The sequence below is a fragment of the Actinacidiphila sp. bgisy144 genome (assembly GCF_057708105.1).
The window spans coordinates 112,041-135,157 of sequence record NZ_JBYIRM010000011.1; the positions used below are offsets into that span (position 1 = coordinate 112,041).

18 protein-coding genes, 2 tRNA genes and 1 pseudogene are annotated in these 23,117 nt (G+C 73.1%); 18 read left to right on the forward strand and 3 right to left on the reverse strand.

Features of this window, described 5'->3' with window-relative positions:
- The first annotated feature begins 135 nt into the window (after positions 1–135).
- From galE to AC3EVP_RS15335, 6 genes and pseudogenes are all read left to right on the forward strand, one after another.
- Positions 136–1,104 (forward strand): UDP-glucose 4-epimerase GalE, encoded by a 969-nt coding sequence (gene galE, locus AC3EVP_RS15310; protein WP_335982099.1) that lies wholly within the window; start codon positions 136–138, stop codon positions 1,102–1,104.
- Between the two features lie 95 nt (positions 1,105–1,199).
- Complete coding sequence (gene proB, locus AC3EVP_RS15315) at positions 1,200–2,279, forward strand: glutamate 5-kinase (RefSeq protein WP_435130538.1); 1,080 nt, start codon at positions 1,200–1,202, stop codon at positions 2,277–2,279.
- A 214-nt stretch (positions 2,280–2,493) separates the two neighbouring features.
- Positions 2,494–2,943: a hypothetical protein gene (locus tag AC3EVP_RS15320; RefSeq protein WP_335982096.1), complete on the forward strand. Its 450-nt coding sequence runs from the start codon at positions 2,494–2,496 to the stop codon at positions 2,941–2,943.
- Between the two features lie 370 nt (positions 2,944–3,313).
- Positions 3,314–4,600 (forward strand): glutamate-5-semialdehyde dehydrogenase, encoded by a 1,287-nt coding sequence (locus AC3EVP_RS15325; protein ID WP_335982094.1) that lies wholly within the window; start codon positions 3,314–3,316, stop codon positions 4,598–4,600.
- A gap of 180 nt (positions 4,601–4,780) precedes the next feature.
- Positions 4,781–5,206, forward strand: coding sequence for an SCO2583/SCO2584 N-terminal domain-containing protein (locus tag AC3EVP_RS15330; protein WP_335982093.1), 426 nt, complete (start codon positions 4,781–4,783; stop codon positions 5,204–5,206).
- Positions 5,207–5,270: 64 nt separating this feature from the next.
- Positions 5,271–6,317 (forward strand): annotated as a pseudogene (locus tag AC3EVP_RS15335) (SCO2583 family membrane protein); the annotation flags it as partial.
- Between the two features lie 146 nt (positions 6,318–6,463).
- Here AC3EVP_RS15335 and AC3EVP_RS15340 read toward each other — a convergent pair.
- Positions 6,464–7,501 (reverse strand): M48 family metallopeptidase, encoded by a 1,038-nt coding sequence (locus AC3EVP_RS15340; protein WP_435130540.1) that lies wholly within the window; start codon positions 7,499–7,501, stop codon positions 6,464–6,466.
- 235 nt (positions 7,502–7,736) lie between these two features.
- On the opposite strand from AC3EVP_RS15340, the gene AC3EVP_RS15345 reads away from it, so the two are divergent.
- The 6 genes from AC3EVP_RS15345 (at position 7,737) to AC3EVP_RS15370 (ending at position 11,745) form a co-directional block, all read left to right on the forward strand.
- Positions 7,737–7,880: a hypothetical protein gene (locus AC3EVP_RS15345; RefSeq protein WP_335982092.1), complete on the forward strand. Its 144-nt coding sequence runs from the start codon at positions 7,737–7,739 to the stop codon at positions 7,878–7,880.
- Between the two features lie 8 nt (positions 7,881–7,888).
- Positions 7,889–8,488: a nicotinate-nucleotide adenylyltransferase gene (gene nadD, locus AC3EVP_RS15350; RefSeq protein WP_435130418.1), complete on the forward strand. Its 600-nt coding sequence runs from the start codon at positions 7,889–7,891 to the stop codon at positions 8,486–8,488.
- Between the two features lie 27 nt (positions 8,489–8,515).
- Positions 8,516–10,327: an LCP family protein gene (locus AC3EVP_RS15355; protein ID WP_435130420.1), complete on the forward strand. Its 1,812-nt coding sequence runs from the start codon at positions 8,516–8,518 to the stop codon at positions 10,325–10,327.
- 117 nt (positions 10,328–10,444) lie between these two features.
- Positions 10,445–10,876, forward strand: coding sequence for a ribosome silencing factor (gene rsfS, locus AC3EVP_RS15360; protein WP_335982087.1), 432 nt, complete (start codon positions 10,445–10,447; stop codon positions 10,874–10,876).
- 7 nt (positions 10,877–10,883) lie between these two features.
- Positions 10,884–11,573: a histidine phosphatase family protein gene (locus AC3EVP_RS15365; protein WP_435130422.1), complete on the forward strand. Its 690-nt coding sequence runs from the start codon at positions 10,884–10,886 to the stop codon at positions 11,571–11,573.
- A 99-nt stretch (positions 11,574–11,672) separates the two neighbouring features.
- Positions 11,673–11,745 (forward strand) — tRNA-Ala (locus AC3EVP_RS15370).
- A gap of 98 nt (positions 11,746–11,843) precedes the next feature.
- Here the strand turns inward: AC3EVP_RS15370 and AC3EVP_RS15375 are convergent.
- The gene (locus tag AC3EVP_RS15375; RefSeq protein WP_435130424.1) at positions 11,844–12,842 is read right to left on the reverse strand and encodes a helix-turn-helix transcriptional regulator; all 999 of its coding nucleotides are present in this window, start codon (positions 12,840–12,842) and stop codon (positions 11,844–11,846) included.
- 102 nt (positions 12,843–12,944) lie between these two features.
- On the opposite strand from AC3EVP_RS15375, the gene AC3EVP_RS15380 reads away from it, so the two are divergent.
- Entirely contained in the window at positions 12,945–14,471 is a 1,527-nt protein-coding gene (locus tag AC3EVP_RS15380; RefSeq protein ID WP_435130426.1) for an MFS transporter, read from the forward strand.
- Here the strand turns inward: AC3EVP_RS15380 and AC3EVP_RS15385 are convergent.
- The gene (locus AC3EVP_RS15385) at positions 14,378–15,544 is read right to left on the reverse strand and encodes an alkene reductase (protein ID WP_435130428.1); all 1,167 of its coding nucleotides are present in this window, start codon (positions 15,542–15,544) and stop codon (positions 14,378–14,380) included. The genes AC3EVP_RS15380 and AC3EVP_RS15385 overlap by 94 nt on opposite strands.
- A 185-nt stretch (positions 15,545–15,729) precedes the next feature.
- On the opposite strand from AC3EVP_RS15385, the gene AC3EVP_RS15390 reads away from it, so the two are divergent.
- The 5 genes from AC3EVP_RS15390 to AC3EVP_RS15410 all read left to right on the forward strand — a co-directional run bounded on the left by AC3EVP_RS15390 (position 15,730) and on the right by AC3EVP_RS15410 (position 23,068).
- Positions 15,730–15,802, forward strand: a tRNA-Ala gene (locus tag AC3EVP_RS15390).
- Positions 15,803–16,133: 331 nt separating this feature from the next.
- Positions 16,134–18,119, forward strand: a complete 1,986-nt coding sequence (locus tag AC3EVP_RS15395) for a S53 family peptidase (RefSeq protein WP_435130430.1) — start codon at positions 16,134–16,136, stop codon at positions 18,117–18,119.
- A gap of 288 nt (positions 18,120–18,407) precedes the next feature.
- Positions 18,408–21,314 carry a leucine--tRNA ligase gene (leuS, locus tag AC3EVP_RS15400; protein WP_435130432.1) on the forward strand — a complete coding sequence of 969 codons (2,907 nt, stop codon included), beginning with the start codon at positions 18,408–18,410 and terminating at the stop codon, positions 21,312–21,314.
- Between the two features lie 218 nt (positions 21,315–21,532).
- Positions 21,533–22,114, forward strand: coding sequence for a hypothetical protein (locus AC3EVP_RS15405; RefSeq protein ID WP_435130434.1), 582 nt, complete (start codon positions 21,533–21,535; stop codon positions 22,112–22,114).
- Positions 22,115–22,195: 81 nt separating this feature from the next.
- Positions 22,196–23,068, forward strand: a complete 873-nt coding sequence (locus AC3EVP_RS15410; protein WP_435130436.1) for a DegV family protein — start codon at positions 22,196–22,198, stop codon at positions 23,066–23,068.
- Positions 23,069–23,117: the final 49 nt, after the last annotated feature.

Below are 23,117 nucleotides of genomic sequence, written 5' to 3' on the forward strand. Positions count from 1 at the left end.
GTCCTACGCGCCAATGTGGGGGAAGCGCAAGGCTTTTCTGTGAATCCGGTGAAGATCGGCTGTATCCGAGGTGGCCGCCGGGCGGCCCCGAGCTGTCCCACCGGGTCGGCCGCCGCCCGCTGTTAGGGTGGGACGATGTGGTTGATCACCGGCGGAGCCGGATACATCGGGTCCCACGTCGTCCGGGAACTGACCGCCGCCGGCGAGGGTGTCGTGGTCCTGGACGACCTCAGCGGCGGCGACCCGGCCAGGCTGCCCGCGGACGTCCCGCTGGAGCGCGGCTCGGTGCTCGACCCCGAGGTGCTGGCGCGGGTGCTGCGCGAGTACGCCGTCGACGGCATCGTGCACATCGCCGCCAAGAAGCAGGTCGGCGAGTCCGTCGCCCGCCCGCTGTACTACTACCGGGAGAACGTCGAGGGCCTGCGCACCGTCCTCGACGCGGCCGCCGGCGCCGGGGTGCGCCGCTTCGTCTTCTCCTCCTCCGCGGCCGTCTACGGCCCGACCGACGCCGACCTGGTCACCGAGCAGACGCCCTGCGCCCCGATGAGCCCCTACGGCGAGACCAAACTCGCCGGGGAGTGGCTGGTCGCCGCCGCCGGGCGGGCGCACGGCATCGCCACCGCGTCGCTGCGCTACTTCAACGTCGCCGGCGCGGCCGCCCCGGAACTCGCCGACACCGGCGTGTCCAACCTGGTCCCGATGGTCTTCCAGCGGCTCGCCGCGAAGCAGCCGCCGCTGGTCTTCGGCGACGACTACCCGACGCCCGACGGCACCTGCGTACGCGACTACGTCCACGTCCGCGACATCGCCTCCGCGCACCTGGCCGCCGCCCGCCGGCTGGCCGCCGACCCCGACGCGGCGCTGGTGCTCAACATCGGCACCGGCACCGGCGTCTCGGTGGCCGAGATGGTTGCGGTGATCGGCGAGGTGACCGGCCACACTGATCTCACGCCCGAGGTCGGCCCGCGCCGCCCGGGCGACCCGGCCCGCGTCGTCGCCTCGGCCGAGGCGATCACCCGCGAGCTGGGCTGGCACGCGCGGTACGACGTCCGGGAGATGGTGGGTTCGGCATGGGCGGGCTGGCAGGCGCACCACCCGGGGTGAGCGGCGGCGGGCGCACGGCGGGCGGAACAGCGGACAGAGGGACGACGCAGGTGGCAGCGGCGGCACGGCAGGACGTGGTGGAGGCCCGCAGGGTCGTGGTGAAGGTCGGCTCCTCGTCGCTGACCACGGCCGCCGGCGGGCTGGACGCGGACCGGGTGGACGCCCTCGTCGACGTCCTGGCCAAGACCCGCGAGGACCGCGAGGTGGTGCTCGTCTCCTCCGGCGCCATCGCCGCCGGGCTCGCCCCGCTCGGCCTGGACCGGCGCCCCCGCGACCTGGCCCGCCAGCAGGCCGCCGCCAGCGTCGGCCAGGGCCTGCTGGTCGCCCGCTACACCGCCTCCTTCGCCCGCTACGGCGTCCGCGTCGGCCAGGTGCTGCTCACCTCCGACGACGTCAGCCGCCGCACCCACTACCGCAACGCCTACCGCACCCTCGACCAGCTGCTCGCCATGGGCGCCCTGCCGATCGTCAACGAGAACGACACGGTGGCCACCGACGAGATCCGCTTCGGCGACAACGACCGGCTCGCCGCCCTCGTCGCCCACCTGGTCCGCGCCGACCTGCTGGTGCTGCTCTCCGACGTCGACGGCCTCTACGACGGCGACCCGCGCACCCCCGGCACCAGCCTGGTCGGCGAGGTCACCGGCCCCGCCGACCTCGACGGCATCTCCATCGGCAGCGCGGGCCGGGCCGGCGTCGGCACCGGCGGCATGGTCACCAAGGTCGAGGCGGCCGGCATCGCCACCGGCGCCGGGGTGCCGGTGGTGCTCACCTCCACCGTGCACGCCGCCGACGCGCTCGCCGGCCGGCCGACCGGCACCTACTTCCACCGCACCGGCAAGCGCTCCGCCGACCGGCTGCTGTGGCTCGCGCACGCCTCCACCCCGCGCGGCTCGCTGCGGCTGGACGCGGGCGCGGTGCGCGCGGTCACCGAACGGCACAGCTCGCTGCTGCCGGCCGGACTCACCGGTGTCGAGGGCGACTTCACCGCGGGCGACCCGGTGGACCTGCTCGACGAGGCCGGGCACGCGGTCGCCCGCGGGCTGGTGAACTTCGACGCCCGCGAACTGCCCCGGCTGCTGGGCCGCTCCACCCGCGACCTGGCCAGGGAGCTCGGCCCGGCGTACGAACGCGAGGTCGTCCACCGCGACGACCTCGTCCTGCTGCGCCGGTAACCCCCTCCCGCCGTCCGTTTCGCGCCGACCTGCGCCCGCTCTGGCCCGATCCCGCCCGCTCCGGAGTGGTCCAGGTCACCGTCACCGGCCCCACCTCGGCCAATCTCCGGGAAACGGCCCCGCCCGGCCGCCGAGCCTGGTCAACTGTGAAGCGGAGGAGCCGTCCGCGGGAGCGCGCGGACGAGCTCGGAACGTCACCCACAGGGAGGCCGCGGTGAAACGAGGGCGCCCAGGGCAATCGTCCAAGGGGGCGTCGGGGCGCGCGCTCGTCAGCGTGAGCAGCGGGCCCGACGCGGCTGCCGCCGGGCCCGAGGAGGAGCCGTCCGCCCGGCTCTGGCACGTCACGCTGAGCGTGGCCGGGCCCCGCACCCCGCTCGGCGAGGTCCGCCGCGGGCTGGAGCAGCTCGCGCACGACCATCCGTTCCTGCTCACCAGCCGCTACGCGACCGACCACGCGGAGATCCGCTACTGGGAAGAGGCCCGCGACCTCCACGATGCCGCTGCGCTGGCTCTGCGGCTGTGGGGTGAGCACCGCTCCACGGCGAAGCTCCCGCCCTGGGAGACGGTCGGCCTCGAGGTCATCGACCGCACCACCTACCACCAGCGCCTCGCCGAGGGCTACGGCCCACCCCCCGCCGTCCCCGTAGGCGTCCACCCCTACTGACACCCGGGCGCCCCTGTCCCCCCGGGCTGCCCCGCCCTGCCTGTTCCAGGCCCACCCCCCGCTGGTGAGCTTCTCGCGCCGTTCCCCGCGCCCCTGAGTCTGCTCGGCCCTCCCACGCGGAAGAAGCTCGCGCCCCGCAGGGGCGCGGGGAACTGCGCGCGCAACAACCCACCGGCCCCGAAGCCGGAATTGATCCCCAACCGCATCGGCGAGTAGCCGAAGGGGCGCGGGGAACTGCGCGACCAGCCACGCCGGACCGCAAGCTCCCGGCACCCACAGGACGAGGCAGCCCGGAGGGCCCCCCACCGGGAGGTGGTCCCTCAGCCGACAGGACGGGGGCACCCGGGCGGGTCGCGCTACCCTGAACCGCATGGAATTGCCCTCGCCGCTCCCCACGTCCCCGGTGCTGCTCGCCGCCTACCGCGCCCGCGCCGCCGCCGCGGACCTGGCCCCGCAGACCCGCGCGGCGAAGGACGACGCGCTGCTGGCCATCGCGGACGCACTGATCGTCCGCACCCAGGAGATCGTCGCCGCCAACGCCGAGGACGTCGTCCGGGCGCGCGAGGCCGGCACCAGCGAGGCGATCATCGACCGGCTCACCCTGACCCGCGAGCGCGTCGCGGCGATCGCCGCGGACGTCCGGCACGTGGCGTCCCTGCCGGACCCGGTCGGCGAGGTGCTGCGCGGCTCGACCCTCCCCAACGGCCTGGACCTGCGCCAGGTCCGTGTCCCGCTCGGCGTCGTCGGCATCATCTACGAGGCCCGCCCGAACGTCACCGTGGACGCCGCCGCGCTCTGCCTGAAGTCCGGCAACGCGGTGCTGCTGCGCGGCTCCTCCTCCGCGTACGCCTCGAACACCGCGCTGGTCACGGTGGTGCGCGACGCGGTCGGCGGCGCCGGGCTGCCCGCGGACGCGGTCCAGCTGGTGCCCGGCGAGAGCCGCGACTCCGTCACGGAGCTGATGCGCGCCCGCGGCCAGGTCGACGTACTGATCCCGCGCGGCGGCGCCGCCCTGATCCGCGCCGTCGTCGAGGGCTCCACCGTGCCCGTGATCGAGACCGGCACCGGCAACTGCCATGTCTACGTGGACGCCGAGGCCGACCTCGACACCGCCGTGCAGATCCTGGTCAACTCCAAGGCGCAGCGCCCCAGCGTCTGCAACGCCGCCGAGACCCTGCTCGTGCACCGCGACATCGCCGACCGCTTCCTGCCCCGCGCGCTGGCCGCGCTCGCCGAGGCGGGCGTCACCGTGCACGGCGACCCGGGCGTGGTCGCGGCCGCGCGGGCGCACGACAGCAAGGCCACCGTGGTCCCGGCCACCGCGGAGGACTGGGAGACGGAGTACCTGTCGTACGACATCGCCGCGGGCGTGGTCGACTCCCTGGACGCGGCCGTCGCGCACATCCGGCTGTGGTCCTCCGGCCACACCGAGGCGATCGTGACCACCTCGCAGGCGGCCGCGCGCCGCTTCACCCAGCTGGTGGACGCCGCGGCGGTGATGGTGAACGCCTCCACCCGGTTCACCGACGGCGGCCAGTTCGGCTTCGGCGCCGAGATCGGCATCTCCACCCAGAAGCTGCACGCGCGCGGCCCGATGGGCCTGCCGGAGCTGACCTCCACCAAGTACATCGTCACCGGCGACGGCCACATCCGCTGACGGCGCGCCCGCCGGCCGCCGCCGCACCCGTACCTCCGGCACCGCCCGCGCCGCCCGTCCCCCCCGCCCCGCGCGCTCGGGGCGGGCGGATACCACGGACCCGCCACTGGCGCACAGCCGCCGCACCAAGGGCCGGGAAAGCCCTGCCCAAAAGGGCCCCTTCCGGATTACGCTGAACAGATGCCGGACGATGACGAGTTCGCCTCCGTAGTCCTCGACGAAGAATTCGTACGGTCCGCCCTGTTCCACGAGCCCACGGCCAGGGAACGGGCGCTTGCCGTCGCCGAAGGCCCCGCGCTGCCACCCGGTCGCCCCGGGCGGTACGGAAGCCGGGGCGCCGTGCTGCCCGAGCCGGCGGACGACGACTCCGTGCTGGAGTCGGACGAGCTGTACGCGCAGGGCCACCCGTACCGCACCATCGGCAGCCGCTGGCACCGGCCGGTCGCGTGGGCCCTCGCGGTGGTGCTGGGCGTCGGCGTGGTCGCCCTGACCTTCGCCGCGGTCTACCGCGGCGCGGGCAGCGGACGCACCACCACCCCGCCCCCGCCCGCCCCGCCGATCGGCTCCTCGGCGACCCCGGCCGTCCACTTCGCGCCGCAACCCTGACCCCGCGTCAAGTTGACCGCCACGAGGGCGCCGCTTCCGGTCCATGCGGATTTAACCTTGTGATATGGGTGGGCGCGAGGACCCTCCCGAGGGCGCACCGGACGGTGTGCCCCCCGGGGGCGACGACGACAGCGAGTACCGATCCGTCGTGTTCGACGAGTCGTTCGTGCGGGCTGCCCGCATCCAGGAGTACTCCGCGCGCGAACGGCTCGACGACGCCGCGCACGCCGTGCACGTCCGCCGCGCGGTGCCCCGCGGCCTGGCCCGGCAGGCCCTGGCGGTCGCGGTCCTGATCGTGGTGGCGTTCGGGCTCGCCGTCTACATGGGCGTGCGCCACCCTTACCGCGCCCACACCCCCGCGGTCAGCGAGCAGATCCGGGTCAACGTGATACCGCTGGTACCGGGGGGCACCGTGCCCGCCGTCTCGCCCACCGCGCCCTTCGCGGGCAGCGCCGCGCAGGCGTACGGCCACGGCATCAGGGTGCCGACCGACGCGGCCCGGCGGATCGGCGGCTACGCCCAGAGCGAGGTCCAGCAGGCGCTGGACACCGCGAAGAAGTACCTGACCGTCACCTCGCTCGACCACGACACGGTGCTCTCCGGCGATGTCGAGCCGGTGCGGGAGCTGCTCAGCGCCGGCCAGCGCGACCAGTTCGACGACACCCTCACCCAGCCCAGCGACGACGGCAGCCACGCCGCCACGGGCTGGCTGGTGCGCTTCGACCCGAGCGCGGACATCTCCCTGGCCGGCAGCGACGCCACCGCGATCCGGGTGAACAACGGCAAGGTGCACACCGCCGCCGCGGGCAGCGAGCTGGAGATCGTCTCCGACTACACCTTCTTCTACGCCCTGCGCGGCGCCCCGGACACCGGGGTGTCGCTCTTCACCGTCCGGCGCCGGCTGGTCTTCCACGCCGACCACGCCGACCTGCGGGAGCATCACATCGAGGTGGTCGACGCCGACGTGGAGGCCGGGCCGCTGGCCTGCACGGACGCCGTGGGCAGCTATTTCCGGCCGATACTGGCCGGGCAGAGCGGCGGCCGGCTCCAGGGCGTCGACCCCTACCACCCCGACCACCCGGCCGGCTCGGTCTGCACGGCGATGGACGACAGCGCGACCCCGAGCCCGACGGGTACGGCCCCGGGCGCGACCTCGGGCACGGGCACGCCGACGGGCACGACCCCTGGCGCGGCCGCGGGAGCCACGGCCGCCGGCACCGCCGGCACGACCGCCGCGGTGCCCGCGGACCTGCGGGTCTACGCCCCCTCGGGCTCCGGGCCCGCCGGGTCCGCCCCGCCCTTCCCGGTGAACTTGTCCCGCAGCTTGCCGCCGATGTCCCCGGCGCCGTTGCCCAGGTCGCGGATCAGACCGACCAGCGGGTCCTTGCTCTGCTTCGCCCGTTCGGAGTAGTGGTTCGCCGACTCCTTGAACGTGTCGTAGACCGAGGTGTCCTTGTCCTCGGTGCGCCGCGGGTAGTGGCCGTCCATCAGCCGCTGGTAGTCCCGGCTGGCCGCCCACTTGCGCAGCTCGCCGGCCCGCACGGTGGCGAAGGGGTGGCTGCGCGGGAGCACGTTGAGGATCTTCAGCACCGAGTCGCGCAGGTCGCCCGCGGCTTCGTACTCGTCGGCCTGCTTGAGGAAGGCGTCCACGTTCATCTCGTGCAGGTGGTTGCCGCCGGCCAGCTTCATCAGGCCGCGCATCGACGCCTGGAGGTCCTGGCCGACCAGCAACCCGGCCCGGTCCGCGGACAGTTCGGACTTGCGGAACCACTCGCGCAGCGCGGTGACGATGGCCAGCACCGCGAGGTTGCCCAGCGGTATCCACGCCACCCGCAGGGCGAGGTTGGTCAGGAAGAGCAGTATCGTCCGGTAGACGGAGTGCCCGGACAGCGCGTGCCCGACCTCGTGGCCGATGACCGCGCGCATCTCCTCCTCGTCCAGCAGCTCGACCAGGCCGGTCGTCACCACGATGATCGGCTCGTCCATGCCGATGCACATCGCGTTCGGCTGCGGGTCCTGCGTGACGTAGAAGGACGGCACCTTCTCCAGGTCCAGGATGTAACAGGCGTCCCGCAGCATCGCGTTGAGGTGCGCGAACTGCTCGTCGCTGACCCGGACGGAGTCGGACAGGAAGAGCAGGCGCAGGCTGCGCTCGGGCAGCAGCCCGCTCAGGCCCTTGAAGACGGTGTCGAAACCGGTGAGCTTGCGCAGCGCCACCAGCGCCGACTTGTCGGCCGGGTGCTCGTACGCCCGCGAGGAGATGTCGGGGAAGCGGCGCCGGGTGCGACTGGGCAGCTTCTCGCCGCTGCCGCCCGCCCCCGCCGCCTTGCCGCCCGGGCCCTTGCCACCGGACCCGTCCTTCTTCGGTTTCTTCGACTGGGACGATTCGGACACCTGGGCCAACCCCCTGCTCGCCAACCGGTTACACAGTGCTGGACGCGTGGAGCCACCGCGAAGTTCCCCGGGCGCCGCCCGTACCATGTGCCGAGAGCCTTCCCACCCGTCTCCGAGAACGCAGAGGGTCAGCCGAATGTCGACCGCACCAGCCACCGCCCTGACCACTCTCGCCGAGGGCGGCAACCACCCGAGCCTCAGCCCGTACCTGACCGGTTTCGGTGCGCTGATCGCGCTGCTGCTCCTGCTGTGGGTCGTCACCCGCTTCAACCGGGACTAGTCGGCCGTATGTCGGACAAGAAGCGCATCGGTGTGATGGGCGGGACCTTCGACCCCATCCACCACGGGCACCTGGTGGCCGCGAGCGAGGTGGTCAGCCTCTTCCACCTCGACGAGGTCGTCTTCGTGCCCACCGGCCAGCCCTGGCAGAAGGAGCACCGCAAGGTGTCCGCCGCCGAGGACCGCTACCTGATGACGGTGATCGCCACCGCCTCCAACCCGGAGTTCTCGGTCAGCCGCAGCGACATCGACCGCGGCGGCCGGACCTACACCATCGACACCCTGCGGGACCTGCGCTCCGAGCACCCCGAGGCGGAGCTGTTCTTCATCACGGGGGCCGACGCGCTCTCGCAGATCCTGTCCTGGCGGCATGCCGAGGAGCTGTTCGGACTGGCGCATTTCATCGGCGTCACACGTCCAGGGCATACGCTGTCGGACCCGGGGCTCCCCGAGGGCGGCGTGTCGCTGGTGGAGGTCCCGGCGCTGGCGATCTCGTCGACCGACTGCCGCCAGCGGGTGGCCAAGGGGGAGCCGGTCTGGTACTTGGTTCCGGACGGTGTGGTGCGCTACATCGACAAGCGCGCGCTCTACCGGCACGAGACCGGGTAGCGCACAGCAAACGTGAAGGGGTTCCTCGTGAACGACGCAAACCCCCGCAGGCACTATGCCGAGGGCGGTCCAGACAACGAGACAGACCCTTACGCGCAGGACCCCTACTACCAGCAGCAGCCCTACGGCTACGACGCGTACGGGCGCCCGCTCGCCCAGCCGCCGTACCAGGACCCGTCCGCGACGTACGGCGGCCAGCAGCAGGGCTACGTCCCGCAGCAGGCCCCGCCGCCGTACCAGGAGCAGTACGACACCGGCACGCACCAGGTCCATCCGCCGCAGAACTACCAGCCCGGCTACGGCCAGGGCCCGGCCCAGGGCGGCCAGGACTACGGCACCGGGCAGATGCCCGCCTACCCGGCGCAGGACTACGGCGCCGGCGGGCAACCCGGCTACGGCACCGGGCAGATGCCCGCCTACGAGACCGGTCAGATGCCCGCGTACGAGACGGGCCGGATGCCCGCCTACGACACCGGGCAGCAGCAGCCGGTCCACGACACGGGGCAGCAGCCCGTCTTCGAGGAGCAGCCGGCCGCCCAGGAGGCGCGGCAGCCGGGCGACCCGGACTACCGCACCGAGCAGTTCGCCTTCGTCGACGAGGACTCCGAGGAGTCCGAAGAGGTCATCGACTGGCTGAAGTTCTCCGAGTCGCGCACCGAGCGCCGCGAGGAGGCCAAGCGGCGCGGGCGCAAACGCCGGTTCGGCCTGGTGGCGATACTCGTGCTCGCCCTGCTCGGCGGCGGCGGGTACCTGTGGAAGGCCGGGAAGATCCCCGGGTTGAAGAAGAGCAGCACCGCGGCTGCCGTGAGCAGCGGCTCCGACCGGCGCGACGTGATCGTGGTGCACATGCTGCCGGTCGACGGCGGCGCCAGCTCCACCGCGCTGCTGGTGGACAACACCACGAAGAAGCACGGCACCACCGTGCTGATCCCGAACTCCGTGCAACTCACCGGCGACGACGGCTCGGTGACCACCCTCGACAAGTCCGTGTCCGACGGCGTCGGGCCCACCCGGGACTCCCTCAACACCCTGCTCGGCACCGACATCAAGGGCAGCTGGCGGCTGGACTCGCCGTATCTGGAGCTGCTGGTCGACTCGCTCGGCGACATCTACGTCGACACCGACGCCGAGGTGAAGGGCACCGGCAAGGACAAGGACAAGGTGCTGGTGGCCAAGGGCGAGCAGCAGGAGCTGAGCGGGGACGCCGCGGTCGCCTACGCCACCTACAAGGCGCCCGGCGAGTCGCAGACGGCCCAGCTCAACCGGTTCGGCCAGGTCATGCAGGCGGTGCTGATGAAGATGCCCAGCGACGCGGCCGACGCGACCAGGACCGTGCAGGCGCTCGCCCAGATCCTGGACCCCTCGCTCACCGACAAGCAGCTCGGCGCCTCCCTCGCGCAGCTCGCCGACCTCGCCAAGACCGGCCAGTACAGCACCTCGATGCTGCCGGTGCAGAAGGACGGCACGCTCAGCGAGGCGGCCACCCAGAGCGTGGTCAAGAACGTGCTCGGCGGCAGCGTGAAGCAGTCCACCGGCTCCTCCGGCCCGGCGCGGGTGTCGGTCAAGGACGCCAGCGGCAAGTCGAAGTCCGCAGCCATGGCACAGGCGGCGATCGTCAACGGCGGCACCTACACCTATGTGTCCGGCGGCAAGTCCGGCACGGTGCAGGCGACGTCCCAGGTGCTGTACGCCGACGCGTCGCGGGAGGCCGCGGCCAAGGACGTGGCGGCCACCCTGGGCCTGCCGACCAGCGCGGTCAAGAAGGGCACGGTCGCCTCGAACGCCGACATCACGGTGGTCCTCGGCGCGGATTACAAGCCGACCAGCGACGACGGCTGAGGCCGCCTCGCCGGGCGGCGCCGCAGGTCAGCGGCGCCGCCCGGAAACACGGTCGGGGTCTGTCGGAGGGTCGTGAGACCCTGGAGTCGACAGGACCCCGACCGGAAAGCCGCATCCGTGACCGCCACTGACCGTTCCATCGAGCTGACCCGCGCCGCCGCCCAGGCCGCCGCCGACAAGCTCGCGCACGACATCATCGCCTACGACGTCAGCGATGTGCTCTCCATCACCGATGCCTTCCTGGTCGCCTCGGCGCCCAACGACCGGCAGGTCAAGGCGATCGTCGACGCCATCGAGGAGCACCTCCTCAAGGAGCTGGACACCAAGCCGGTGCGGCGCGAGGGCGAGCGGGACGGCCGCTGGGTGCTGCTGGACTACGTGGACATCGTGGTGCATGTGCAGCACTCCGAGGAGCGGGTCTTCTACGCGCTGGAGCGGCTGTGGAAGGACTGCCCCGAGATCGAGCTGCCCGCGGACGCGGTGGCCACCCGCGGCAAGGCCGCGGCCCACGCCGCCGCCACCGAGGCGGCCGCCCACGAGGACGCGTGAGCGCGCGGTGACCGGCACCGACCACCGGGACGGCAGCGGCGACGTCCAGGCGCCCGGCGCCGACCGGCGCCGCCGGATCGTGCTGTGGCGCCACGGCCAGACGTCGTGGAACGTCGAGCAGCGCTTCCAGGGCAGCACCGACGTGCCGCTCACCGAGACCGGCGTCGCCCAGGCCCGCCGGGCCGCCCGGCTGCTCGCCGCGCTCGCCCCGGACGCGATCATCTCCTCCGACCTGAGCCGGGCCCGGGCCACCGCGGCCGAGCTGGCCGCCCTCACCGGGCTGCCGGTCACCCCGTACGAGGGCCTGCGGGAGACCTACGCCGGCGCCTGGCAGGGGCTCACCCACAGCGAGATCCTGGCCCGCTACGGCGAGCAGTACACCGCGTGGAAGCGCGGCGAGCCGGTCCGCCGCGGCGGCGGCGAGCTGGAGACCGAGGTCGCCGACCGCGCCGCGCCGGTGGTGCTGGCCGCCGCCGACAAGCTCGCCGACGGCGGCGTGCTCGTCGTGGTCAGCCACGGCGGCGCGATCCGCACCACCATCGGCCGCCTGCTCGGCCTGGCGCCGGACACCTGGGAGTCGCTGGGCGGCCTGTCCAACTGCTGCTGGTCGGTGCTGGGCGAGGGCGCCCGCGGCTGGCGGCTGACCGAGCACAATGCCGGCACCCTGCCGGAGCCGGTCCTCGGCGACGACACGTAGTCCGAGGTCGTGGGCCCGCGGGCGGGCCGCAGCGCCGATTTCGTTTCCGGCCCGTCCACCGGCTATGCTTCTTCTCGTCGCCGGGACAACCGGCGGTGCGGGGCTGTAGCTCAGTTGGTAGAGCGCTTGCATGGCATGCAAGAGGTCCGGGGTTCAATTCCCCGTAGCTCCACGCTTGAAGAGGGCGAGTTCCTTCCGCGTACGCCGCGGACCGGACTCGCCCTCTTCGTCGTACGAGCCCGCGGCCTCCCGCCGTAGGAGCCCGCGCCCTCAGCCGGCCGGCTCGCCCTCGTACTGCGCGCGCAGGTCCGACAGGCGGCGGCCGTGCCGGGCGCAGCCGACCAGCGGGTCCTCCATCGCCCGCAGCCGCTCGATCCGCTGCCGGTCCTCCGCCGCGACCGGGGTGTAGACCACCACCCGGTGCTCGGCCATGCCGTCGATGCTCAGCGAGGTGGAGGTCATGTGGACGGTGCCGGCCTCCGCGTGCCGGAAGACCTTCACCCGCCGGCCGGGCGAGGCCACGTCGCCGCTCGCCCACAGCTGCGCGAAGGCCGGGCTCTTCCGGATCAGCAGCGCCACGAACTCCTCCCACGCGGGCTCGCCGATGTGCCGGCCGTAGCTGTGCCGCAACTGCGCCACCATCCACGGCAGTTCCTCGGCGCTGTTCTTGAAGGACGAGCAGCACTCGGGGATCGTGAAGAGCTTGTACAGCAGGTTGCGCTCCCGGCGCGCGACGAGCGAGGTCATCGGCCACAGCACGCGGTAGGTGGCGTTGGTGGCCTGCACGTCGTAGCGGTCGTTGAGGACCGCGGCCGGCAGCGGGTCGAGGGCGCCGAGCACGCCGAGCAGTTCCTCGCCGACCACCTCGGCGTCGGAGACCGGCGCGCGGACGAAGGGGACGCCGGCCAGCCCGTAGAGGTGGTCCCGCTCGGTCACGTCGAGCTGGAGCACCCGGGCCACCGCGTCGAGCACCTGCACGCTGGCGTTGATCGGGCGCCCCTGCTCCAGCCACGTGTACCAGGTGACCCCGACGCCGGCGAGCTGCGCGACCTCCTCGCGGCGCAGCCCCGGGGTGCGGCGCCGGATGCCCGGCGGCATGCCGACGTCCGCAGGTCCGATCCGGGCCCGGCGGCTGCGCAGGAACGCCGCGAGTTCGTTCCGGCGCCGGGGCTTGGCGTCGGCGGCCGCGTTGCGGACCGGCCGGGCTGGATACGGCTGCGGTGGATACGACTGCGGTGGGGACGACTGCGGTGGGGACGGCTGCGCCATGCTTCCATCCTGGACGGCGCGCCGCGCCGCTGCCAGGTGCTGTCAGTACCAGGACCACTGGGCTCTCGTTACTGGTACCGGCGCGGCGCGAGGCTCGACGGCATGAGCAACGACACGCTGTCCGGGGCCGCGTCCACCGCCCCCGCCACCCCGTCCACCGCCCCCGCCCCCGTCACCGCTACCGACCCCGCCGCCCGTGCCGTCGCCACCGGGCCGGGCCGCCCGGGGCCGCGGTCCGGGCTGCTGCTGGGGACCATCCTCGGCGGCCTGTTCATGGCGCTGCTCGACGTCTTCATCGTCAACGTCGCAGCCCCCACCATCCGCGCCGACCTGCACGCCTCCGGCGCGGCCTTGCAGATGGTGGTCGCCGGCTACACCATCGCGTACGCGGTGCTGCTGATCACCGGCGCCCGGCTGGGCGACCTGCTCGGGCACCGGCGGATGTTCCTCACCGGCCTGTCGGTGTTCACCGCCGCCTCACTGGCCTGCGGGCTCGCCGGGACCACGGGGGAGCTGATCGGCTTCCGGTTCGTGCAGGGCGCCGGGTCGGCGCTGATGATCCCGCAGGTGCTGAGCCTGCTCCAGCTGAACTTCCGCGGGGACGCCCGCACCCGCGCGATGAGCGCGTACTCGGCGGTGATCGCCTCCGGCGCGGCGCTCGGCCAGTCGCTGGGCGGTGTGCTGGTCAGCGCCGACCTGTTCGGGACCGGTTGGCGGCCGGTGTTCCTGGTGAACGTGCCGATCGGCGTGGTGCTGCTGGCGCTCGCCCCGCGGGTGCTGCCGAAGGACCCGCGCACCGCTCCGGAGCGGCGCCGCGGCCTGGACCTGCCGGGCCTGGTGGCGCTGGGCGCGGCGGTCACGCTCCTGACGGTGCCGCTGGTGCTCGGGCAGGAGGAGGGCTGGCCGCTGTGGGGCTTCGTCTGCCTCGGGCTGAGCGTGCTGGTGTTCGCGGTGTTCGCGGTGGTCGAGCGCCGGCTGACCCGGCGCGGTGGCGCGCCGCTGGTGTCCGGGCGGGTGCTGCGCGCGCCGGGCATGATCCGCTCGGTGGCGCTGCTGATGCTGGCCATGGCGGTGAACGCCGGCTTCCTCTTCGCGGTGGCGCTGCACCTTCAGACGGGGCTCGGGTACAGCGCGCTGCGCACCGGGCTGACCTTCGCGATCACCGCGGTGGTCTTCGGCGGCACCAGCCTTTACTGGCGCCGGCTGCCGAGCAGGTGGTGGGGCCGGCTGGCCCCGGCCGGGATGGGGCTGGCCGCTCTCGCGCTGGCCGTGGTCGGGCTGGCGCTGCGCGGCGGAGGCGGCGGCGGTGCGGCCTTCTACGCCGGTCTGGTGCTGCTCGGCGCCGGATTGGGCCTGTCGTTCAGCCCGACGTTCGCGCTCGCACTGGCCCAGGTCGCGCCGCAGGACGCCGCCGACGCGAGCGGACTGCTCGCCACGGTGACGCAGCTCGGCCAGCTCGCCGGGGTGGCGACCCTGGGCACCGTCTACCTCAACCGGCTCGGCTCGGGCGTGGGCGCGCACCACTCCGCGCACGCCTACGCGGTCACCTCGGTGGCGCTGATCGCGGTGGCGGTGCTGGGCGTGGTGGTGGCGTCGGTCCGGGGTTCGTCGGCGGGCAGCGCCGGGTAGTCGGTGTAGCCGCGGTCGTCGCCGCCGTAGTACGTGGCGCGCTCGGGGGAGTTGTACGGTCCGCCGCGCCGCAGCCGCAGCGGCAGGTCGGGGTTGGCGAGGAAGAGGGCACCGTAGGAGAGCACGTCCGCGGTGCCGTCCTCGACCAGGGACAGCTGCTCGGGTCCGGCGTGGCCGCCCTCGACGCGGGGGTTGAGGACGAACACCCCGCCGAACCGGTCGCGCAGCTCCCGGGTCAGCTCCCGGTCCGGGCTCTCCACCAGGTGCAGGTAGGCCGGGCCGACCGGTTCCAGGTCGCGCAGCAGCGCCCGGTAGGTGGGGGCCGGGTCCGGCTCGTCGATGTCGCCCAGCGCCTTGCCGGGGGAGATCCGCAGCCCGGTCCGCTCGGGGCCGATCGCGGCGGCCACCGCCCGGACCACCTCCACCGCGAACCGGGTGCGGCGGCGGTCGTCGCCGCCCCAGTGGTCCACCCGGATGTTGGAGTTGGGGGCGAGGAACTGGTGCACCAGGTAGCCGTTGGCGCCGTGCACCTCCACCCCGTCGAAGCCGGCGGCCATGGCGTTGCGGGCGGCGGCGGCGTGGTCCTCGACGGTCTGCCAGATGTCGTCCTCGTTCAGCTCGTGCGGCACCACGAACGGCTTCGGCCCGTTCGCGGTGTACACCGAGCCCTGCGCGGGGACCGCGGACGGACCCACCGGGTAGAGGCCGTCCGGCAGCAGGGAGGGGTGCCCGATCCGTCCGGTGTGCATCAGCTGGGCGAAGATCCGGCCGCCCGCGGCGTGCACCGCCCCGGTCACCTTGCGCCAGGCGGCGACCTGCTCGGCGCTGTGCAACCCGGGGGTGTCCGGGTAGCCCTGCCCGCCGGGCGACGGCTGGATGCCCTCGGTCACGATCAGCCCGGCCGACGCCCGCTGCGCGTAGTAGGCGGCGGTCGACGCCGTGGGGCTCAGCCCCGGCCCGTACGCCCTGCTGCGGGTCATCGGCGCCATGGCGATCCGGTTGCGCAGGCGTATCCCGGCCAGGTCGATCGGGTCGAACGCGGTGGTCACGGTGGCCTCCAGCCTCTTGTCCACACGGCCCGACCCACCGTAGCCCGCAAAACCCGCACCTTTTATTGAGACTTCGTGAACACCGCGGCCGTCCCGCAGCCGTCCCGCTCCCGGGCCCTCGCGCCCCCTGGCGCCCGGGACAATGGATGTGCTTCCCGCCGGTGCGGCCGTGTAAAGTGGCCACAGGCCGCCGGGACACCGGCCGCCGCGGGGCTGTAGCTCAGTTGGTAGAGCGCTTGCATGGCATGCAAGAGGTCCGGGGTTCAATTCCCCGTAGCTCCACACGACCGCGAACGCCGCACACCACCGGGTGTGCGGCGTTTTTCGTGTCCCCGCGGCGCGCAGGACGCGGGCGGGGCGTGAGCCCTCGTCAGGCGCCGCCGCAGGGAGGGCGTTTCGGGCGGGGGCGCGGTGAGCAGCATGTCGACGCGGGGCGTCCACCGGACGTGCACGGACCGGAGAGCGGAGAACTACCGTTCCTTTACGTTCTCTTGGGGAAACCATATCCCTGGCATGAACTGATCAGCGAAAGAGTGTCGCTCTGCGGTGAGCCGCGCACGCATAGCGGCGAGCCGCCTTGATGCGACAACCATTCGCTGCGTATGGGGGTTCCATGAGATTTGAGCGCAAGAGAACGCGCGCGGCACTCGCGGTGGCGGCGGCGCTGCCGCTGGTCGCCGGTGCCCTCGCACTTGGTGCCCAGAGCGCCACGGCCGCACAACCCGCCGGACGGCAGCTCCTGAGCGGCACCAAGCCGCAGTGGGCCACCGCGGGTGCGGACAAGGGCGCCACGTCCGACAGCGGCAAGGTGACCGTACGGGTCTACCTGGCCGGCAAGGACGCCAAGGGCCTCGAAGCCTACGCCCAGTCCGTCTCGGACCCGAACTCCGCGGACTACGCGCACTACCTGACGCCCGCTCAGGTCAAGGCCCGGTTCGGCGCCACCACGGCCCAGACCGACGCGATCACCGACTGGCTGACCTCCGCCGGCCTGAAGGTGACCGGGTCCAACGCGCACTACCTGACCGTCACCGGTGACGTGAAGGCCGCCGAGAAGGCGTTCGGCACCCAGCTGCACAACTACACCAAGTCCGGCCACACCTACCGGGCCCCCACCAGCACGGCGTCCGCGCCCGCCTCCCTCAAGGGCGCCGTCCTGACCGTCACCGGCCTGGACAACGCCCCCAAGAAGGCCAGCCACGACGACACGCTGCCCGGCCCCGCCGACGCGTTCGTCAACGCCGGCCCGTTCTCGACCTACTACGGGTCGAACACCAACACCAAGCTTCCCTCCGCGTACGGCGGCAAGGCCCCGTACACGATCAAGGGCTACACCGGTGACCAGCTGCGCGCCGCCTACGGCGCCGGCAAGTACACCGGCAAGGGCGTCACCGTCGCGATCACCGACGCGTACGCCTCGCCGACCATCGTCGGCGACAGCGCCACGCTGGCGAAGGACACCGGCGGCCAGAAGTACCGCAAGGGCCAGCTGACCCAGGTCACCCCGGCCGCCGACGCCTACACCAACGTCGAGGACTGCGGCGGCAACGGCTGGTACGGCGAGGAGACCCTCGACGTCGAGTCCGTGCACGCACTCGCCCCGGACGCGAACATCGTCTACGTGGGCGCCAAGTCCTGCTACGACGACGACCTGCTCGACTCGCTGAACACCATCGTCGACGGCCGGCTCGCCACCATCGTCAGCAACTCGTGGGGCGACGTCGAGGCCAACTCGACGCCGGACGTGCAGGCCGCCTACGACCAGACCTTCGAGCAGGGCGTGGTCGAGGGCATCGGCTTCTACTTCTCCTCCGGTGACGACGGCGACGACACCATCGACGGTGCCAAGGACGTCAGCACGCCGTCGGACTCCGCCTGGGCCACCTCCGTGGGCGGCACCTCGCTGGCGGTCGGCAAGAACGACACGTACCTGTGGGAGACCGGCTGGGGCACCGAGCGCGCCCCGCTGTCCTCCGACGGCAAGAGCTGGGACGGCTTCCCCGGGCCCTTCACCTCGGGCGCCGGCGGCGGCACCAGCAAGCTGGTGCAGCAGCCCTTCTACCAGCGCGGCGTCGTCCCCGACTCGCTCGCGCTGGCCAACGGCGGCACCACGAAGATGCGGGTCCAGCCGGACATCTCGGCCGTCGCCGACCCGAACACCGGCTTCCTGATCGGCCAGACCCAGGCCTTCCCCGACGGCACCGTGAAGTACAGCGAGTACCGCCTCGGCGGCACCTCGCTCGCCTCCCCGGTCATCGCCGGCGTCCAGGCGCTCGCCGAGCAGGCCCGCGGCGGCGTGCCGATCGGCTTCGCCAACCCGCTGATCTACGACCGGTACGGCACCTCCGCCTACCACGACGTGACCGACCACCCGCTCGGCCAGAACCAGGGCATCGCCAACGTCCGCGTCGACTACGCCAACGGCGTGGACGCCTCGGACGGCCTGGTCACCAGCCTGCGCACCTTCGGCGTGGACAGCTCGCTGCACGCCACGGTCGGCTACGACGACGTCACCGGCGTCGGCAGCCCGGCCAAGGGCTACGTCCAGTCGTTCAAGCCCGCCAAGCCCGCCAAGCAGGGCGGCGGCAAGAAGCACTGACGCGACGGCTTCGACGCTGACGGCGGGCCCGTACCGGCAACCCCGGCTACGGGCCCGCCCCCGTGCGGGCCCGGGACGCGCTGCGGTATCCTGACCGCATGCGAGCCGTGAGCCTCCTGCTTAGCCCGCCGCGCTGACCGAGCACCACGTCAGTGCGGCACCCCTCCTGCGCGAGGGGTTTTTTTGTTTCCCCTGCCAGGAACGGCAGGAACCCGGGGAACCCCGGGAACACCAGGAAGCGGCTCACGGCGGCGCAGCCGTCACGACATCGATGGAGTACCGAGGACGATGAGCGACACCACCCCGGCCGCCGAGACGGCTGCGCCGTACCGCTACACGGCCGAACTGGCCGCGCGGATCGAGCGCCACTGGCAGGACCACTGGGACGAGCACGGCACCTTCGCCGCACCCAACCCCAGCGGTGAGCTGGACGGGCAGCCCGAGCTGGCCGCCCGGCCGAAGAAGTTCATCATGGACATGTTCCCGTACCCCTCCGGGGTGGGCCTGCACGTCGGCCACCCGCTGGGCTACATCGCCACCGACGTCTTCGCCCGGCACCAGCGGATGACCGGCCACAACGTCCTGCACACCCTGGGCTTCGACGCGTTCGGCCTGCCCGCCGAGCAGTACGCCGTGCAGACCGGCACCCACCCCCGGGTCAGCACCGAGGCCAACATGGCCAACATGCGCGCCCAGCTGCGCCGGCTGGGCCTGGGCCACGACCGCCGCCGCTCGTTCGCCACCATCGACCCGGAGTACTACCGCTGGACCCAGTGGATCTTCCTGCAGATCTACAACTCCTGGTACGACCCCGACGCCGACCGGGCCCGCCCGATCGACACCCTGATCGCCCAGTTCGAGGACGGCAGCCGCCAGGTGCCCGGCGGCCGCCCCTGGGCGGAGCTGAACGGCCCCGAGCGCGCCGACGTGCTGAGCGGCTACCGCCTGGCCTACGCCGCGAAGTCGCCGGTCAACTGGTGCCCCGGCCTGGGCACGGTGCTGTCCAACGAGGAGGTCACCGCCGACGGCCGCTCCGAGCGCGGCAACTTCCCCGTCTTCAAGGCGAACCTGCGCCAGTGGATGATGCGGATCACCGCCTACGCCGACCGGCTGGCCGACGACCTGGACGCGGTGGACTGGCCCGAGGCGATCAAGCTCCAGCAGCGCAACTGGATCGGCCGCAGCGAGGGCGCCCGGGTGGACTTCGCCGTGCGCACCGCGGCGGGCGACGACCGCGCGATCACCGTCTTCACCACCCGCCCGGACACCCTGTTCGGCGCCACCTACATGGTGCTGGCGCCCGAGCACGAGCTGGTCGAGCCGCTCGTGCCCGCCGCCTGGCCGGCCGGCACCCGCGACGCCTGGACCGGCGGCCACGCCACCCCGGCCGACGCCGTCGCCGCCTACCGCAAGCAGGCCGCCGCGAAGTCCGACGTCGAGCGGCAGGCCGAGGCGAAGGACAAGACCGGCGTCTTCACCGGCGCCTACGCGGTCAACCCGGTCAGCGGCGAGCGCGTCCCGGTCTTCATCGCCGACTACGTCCTGATGGGCTACGGCACCGGCGCGATCATGGCCGTGCCCGCCCACGACAGCCGCGACTTCGCGTTCGCCCGCGCCTTCGACCTGCCGCTGCGCTGCGTCGTCGAGCCCGGTGACGGCCGCGGCACCGACCCGGCCGCCTGGGACGACGCCTTCGTGTCGTACGACGGGAAGATCGTCAACTCCCGTACCGGCGACGGGGCCGCCGACCCGATCAGCCTGGACGGCCTGGGCGTCGTCGACGCGAAGGCCGCCATCACCGCCTGGCTGACCGAGCACGGCATCGGCGAGGGCACCGTCAACTACCGCCTGCGCGACTGGCTGTTCAGCCGCCAGCGGTACTGGGGCGAGCCGTTCCCGATCGTCTACGATGAGGAGGGCACCGCGCACGCCGTACCCGACTCGATGCTGCCCGTGGAGCTGCCCGAGGTCGACGACTACAGCCCGCGCACCTTCGACCCCGACGACGCCGACACCTCCCCGGAGCCCCCGCTGGCCCGCAACGAGGAGTGGGTCACCGTCGAACTGGACCTGGGCGACGGCAACGGCCCGAGCACCTACCGCCGCGAGACCAACACCATGCCCAACTGGGCGGGCTCGTGCTGGTACGAACTGCGCTACCTGGACCCGCACAACGCCGAGCGGCTGGTCTCCGCCGAGGCCGAGTCGTACTGGATGGGCCCGCGCGAGGGCCAGCCGGCCGGCGGCGTGGACCTGTACGTCGGCGGCGCCGAACACGCGGTGCTGCACCTGCTGTACGCCCGGTTCTGGCACAAGGTGCTGTACGACCTGGGGTACATCTCGTCCTTCGAGCCGTTCCACAAGCTGTACAACCAGGGCATGATCCAGGCGTTCGTCTACCGCGACGCGCGCGGCATCGCGGTGCCCGCGGCCGAGGTCGAGGAGGTGGACGGTGCCTACTTCCACCACGGCGAACCCGTCTCCCGGCTGCTGGGCAAGATGGGCAAGTCGCTGAAGAACGCGGTCACGCCCGACGAGATCTGCGCGGAGTACGGCGCCGACACCCTGCGGCTGTACGAGATGGCGATGGGCCCGCTGGACGTCTCCCGCCCCTGGGACACCCGCGCCGTCGTCGGGCAGTACCGCCTGCTCCAGCGGATGTGGCGCAACGTGGTGGACGAGGCCACCGGCGAGGTCACCGTCCTGGACGCCGAGCCCGACGAGGCGACGCTGCGCGCCCTGCACAAGGCGATCGACGGCGTCTCCACCGACATGGCGAACCTGCGGTTCAACACGGCGATCGCCAAGATCACCGAGCTGAACAACACGCTGACCCGCACCTCGGGCGCCACCGGCGGGGTGCCGCGCTCGGTGGCCGAGGCGCTGGTGCTGCTGATCGCGCCGCTGGCCCCGCACTTCGCCGAGGAGCTGTGGGCCAAGCTGGGGCACGGCGGGTCGCTGGCCCACGAGCCGTTCCCGGTCGCCGACCCCGCGCTGGTCCAGGACGAGGCCGTCACCTGCGTCGTCCAGGTCAAGGGCAAGGTCAAGGCGCGGCTGGAGGTGCCGCCGGCGATCACCGACGCCGAGCTGGAGAAGCTGGCGCTGGCCGCCCCGGCGGTCGTCGAGGCGGTCGGCGGCGCGGCGGTGCGCAAGGTGATCGTCCGGGCGCCGAAGCTGGTCAACATCGTGGTGTGAGGCCGGCCCCCTCGGGGGTGTGCGGCCGTAGCGCGGGGGCGCGGAGGTGCGGTGCCCCTAGGGGAGGGGCCGGAGCGGGTTCGGGGAAACGACCGGGACAGGTCGTCCGACGCTCCGGTCCCTTCGCCCGTCCGCAGGCATTACCGTGGAACCAGGCCCGAACGGGTCGGTTGGACCGGGCCCGGGTGGGCCGTGGCCCGCGATCGGAGGCGCTGTCCGTGGAGACCGTCGGCATCATCCTGCTGCTGTTCTTCCTGATCTTCGCGACGCTCGCGACGGTGGCGATCGTGCGGACGACGCGTGCGGTGAAGCGGGGCGTCGAGCGGCACACCTCCCGGGCGCGCCGGCTGGTGGAGGACCAGAAGCTGCGGGCCCGCCGGTTCGCCCAGCCCGGCGACATCGGGGCGCTCACGCAGCTCCGCCTCGATCTGCGCTCCTCCATCGACAGCACCTTCGAGGCCATGGCGCACGCCTCCCTGCCCGAGGCCGCTGCCCTGCTCGACCGGCTCAACGACCACGCCCGCACCCTCGACGCCGAGCTGAAGCTGCTCGAACGCGAGCCGGACAAGGCCAGGGTCGCCGCGCAACTGCCCGAACTGACCGAGCGGACCCGGCACATCACCCACTCCGCGGACTCGCTGCGCTGGGCGGCCCAGGACCGGGTGCACCACGCGAACGGCGACGACCTCGCGTCGCTGACGCGGGAGATCGACATGGAGGCGACGGCGCTGCGGCACTGGGAGCCGATCGCCCGCGGCGGCGGGCAGAACGCGGGGGAGCTGCGGGACAAGCCGCGCTGAGCCGCGCTGAGCCGCGCTGAGCCGCGCTGAGCCGCAGGTCCCGACGTGCCGCACCGCGCGGGGCCCCGGTAATCTCCCGACATGCCCCCGCACGTCTCCATCGTCACGGACTCCACGGCCTACCTGAGCCCGCAGGCCCTCACCCGGCACGCCATAAGCCTGGTCCCCCTCACCGTGGTGATCGACGACGAGGCGTTCGAGGAGGGCACCGACATCTCCGCCCCCGCCGTGGCCCGCGCCCTCCAGCGCCGCCGCCCGGTGACGACCTCCCGCCCCAGCCCCGCGGAGTTCACCGCGGCCTACGAGGCGGCCGCCGCGTCCGGCGCGCAGGCGATCGTCTCGCTCCACCTGTCCGCGGACTTCTCCGGGACGTACGACGCCGCGACCGTCGCGGCGAAGGAGGCGCCCGTTCCGGTGCGGGTCGTCGACACCGGGATGGTCGCGATGGCGCTGGGCTTCACCGTCCTCGCCGCCGCCGAGGCCGCGGAGGCCGGGGGCAGCCCGGACGACGTCGTGGCCGCCGCCGAGCGCCGCGCCGCCGCCACCTCGGCCTTCTTCTACGTCGACACGCTCGACTACCTGCGGCGGGGCGGGCGGATCGGTGCCGCGCAGGCGCTGTTCGGCTCGGCGCTGGCGGTGAAGCCGCTGCTGCGGCTCGCGGACGGGCGGATCGAACTCCTGGAGAAGGTGCGCACCGCGTCGAAGGCGGTGACCCGGCTGGAGGAGATCGTGGTGGAGCGGGCGGCAGCCGGCACAGGAGCCGGGGGGGAGGGCGGCGGGCGGGTGGACCTCGCGGTGCACCATCTCGCCGCGGGCGAACGGGCCGCGGCTTTGGCGGAGCGGCTGCGGTCGCGGGTGCCGGGGCTGGGGGAGCTGGTGGTGAGCGAGGTGGGCGCGGTGATCGGGGCACACGCGGGACCGGGTCTGCTGGGGGTGGTGGTCGCGCCGCGGTGAGGCGGGGGCGCTGATGTGGGTGCGGGGTCACCCACATGAGTGGCGAAGT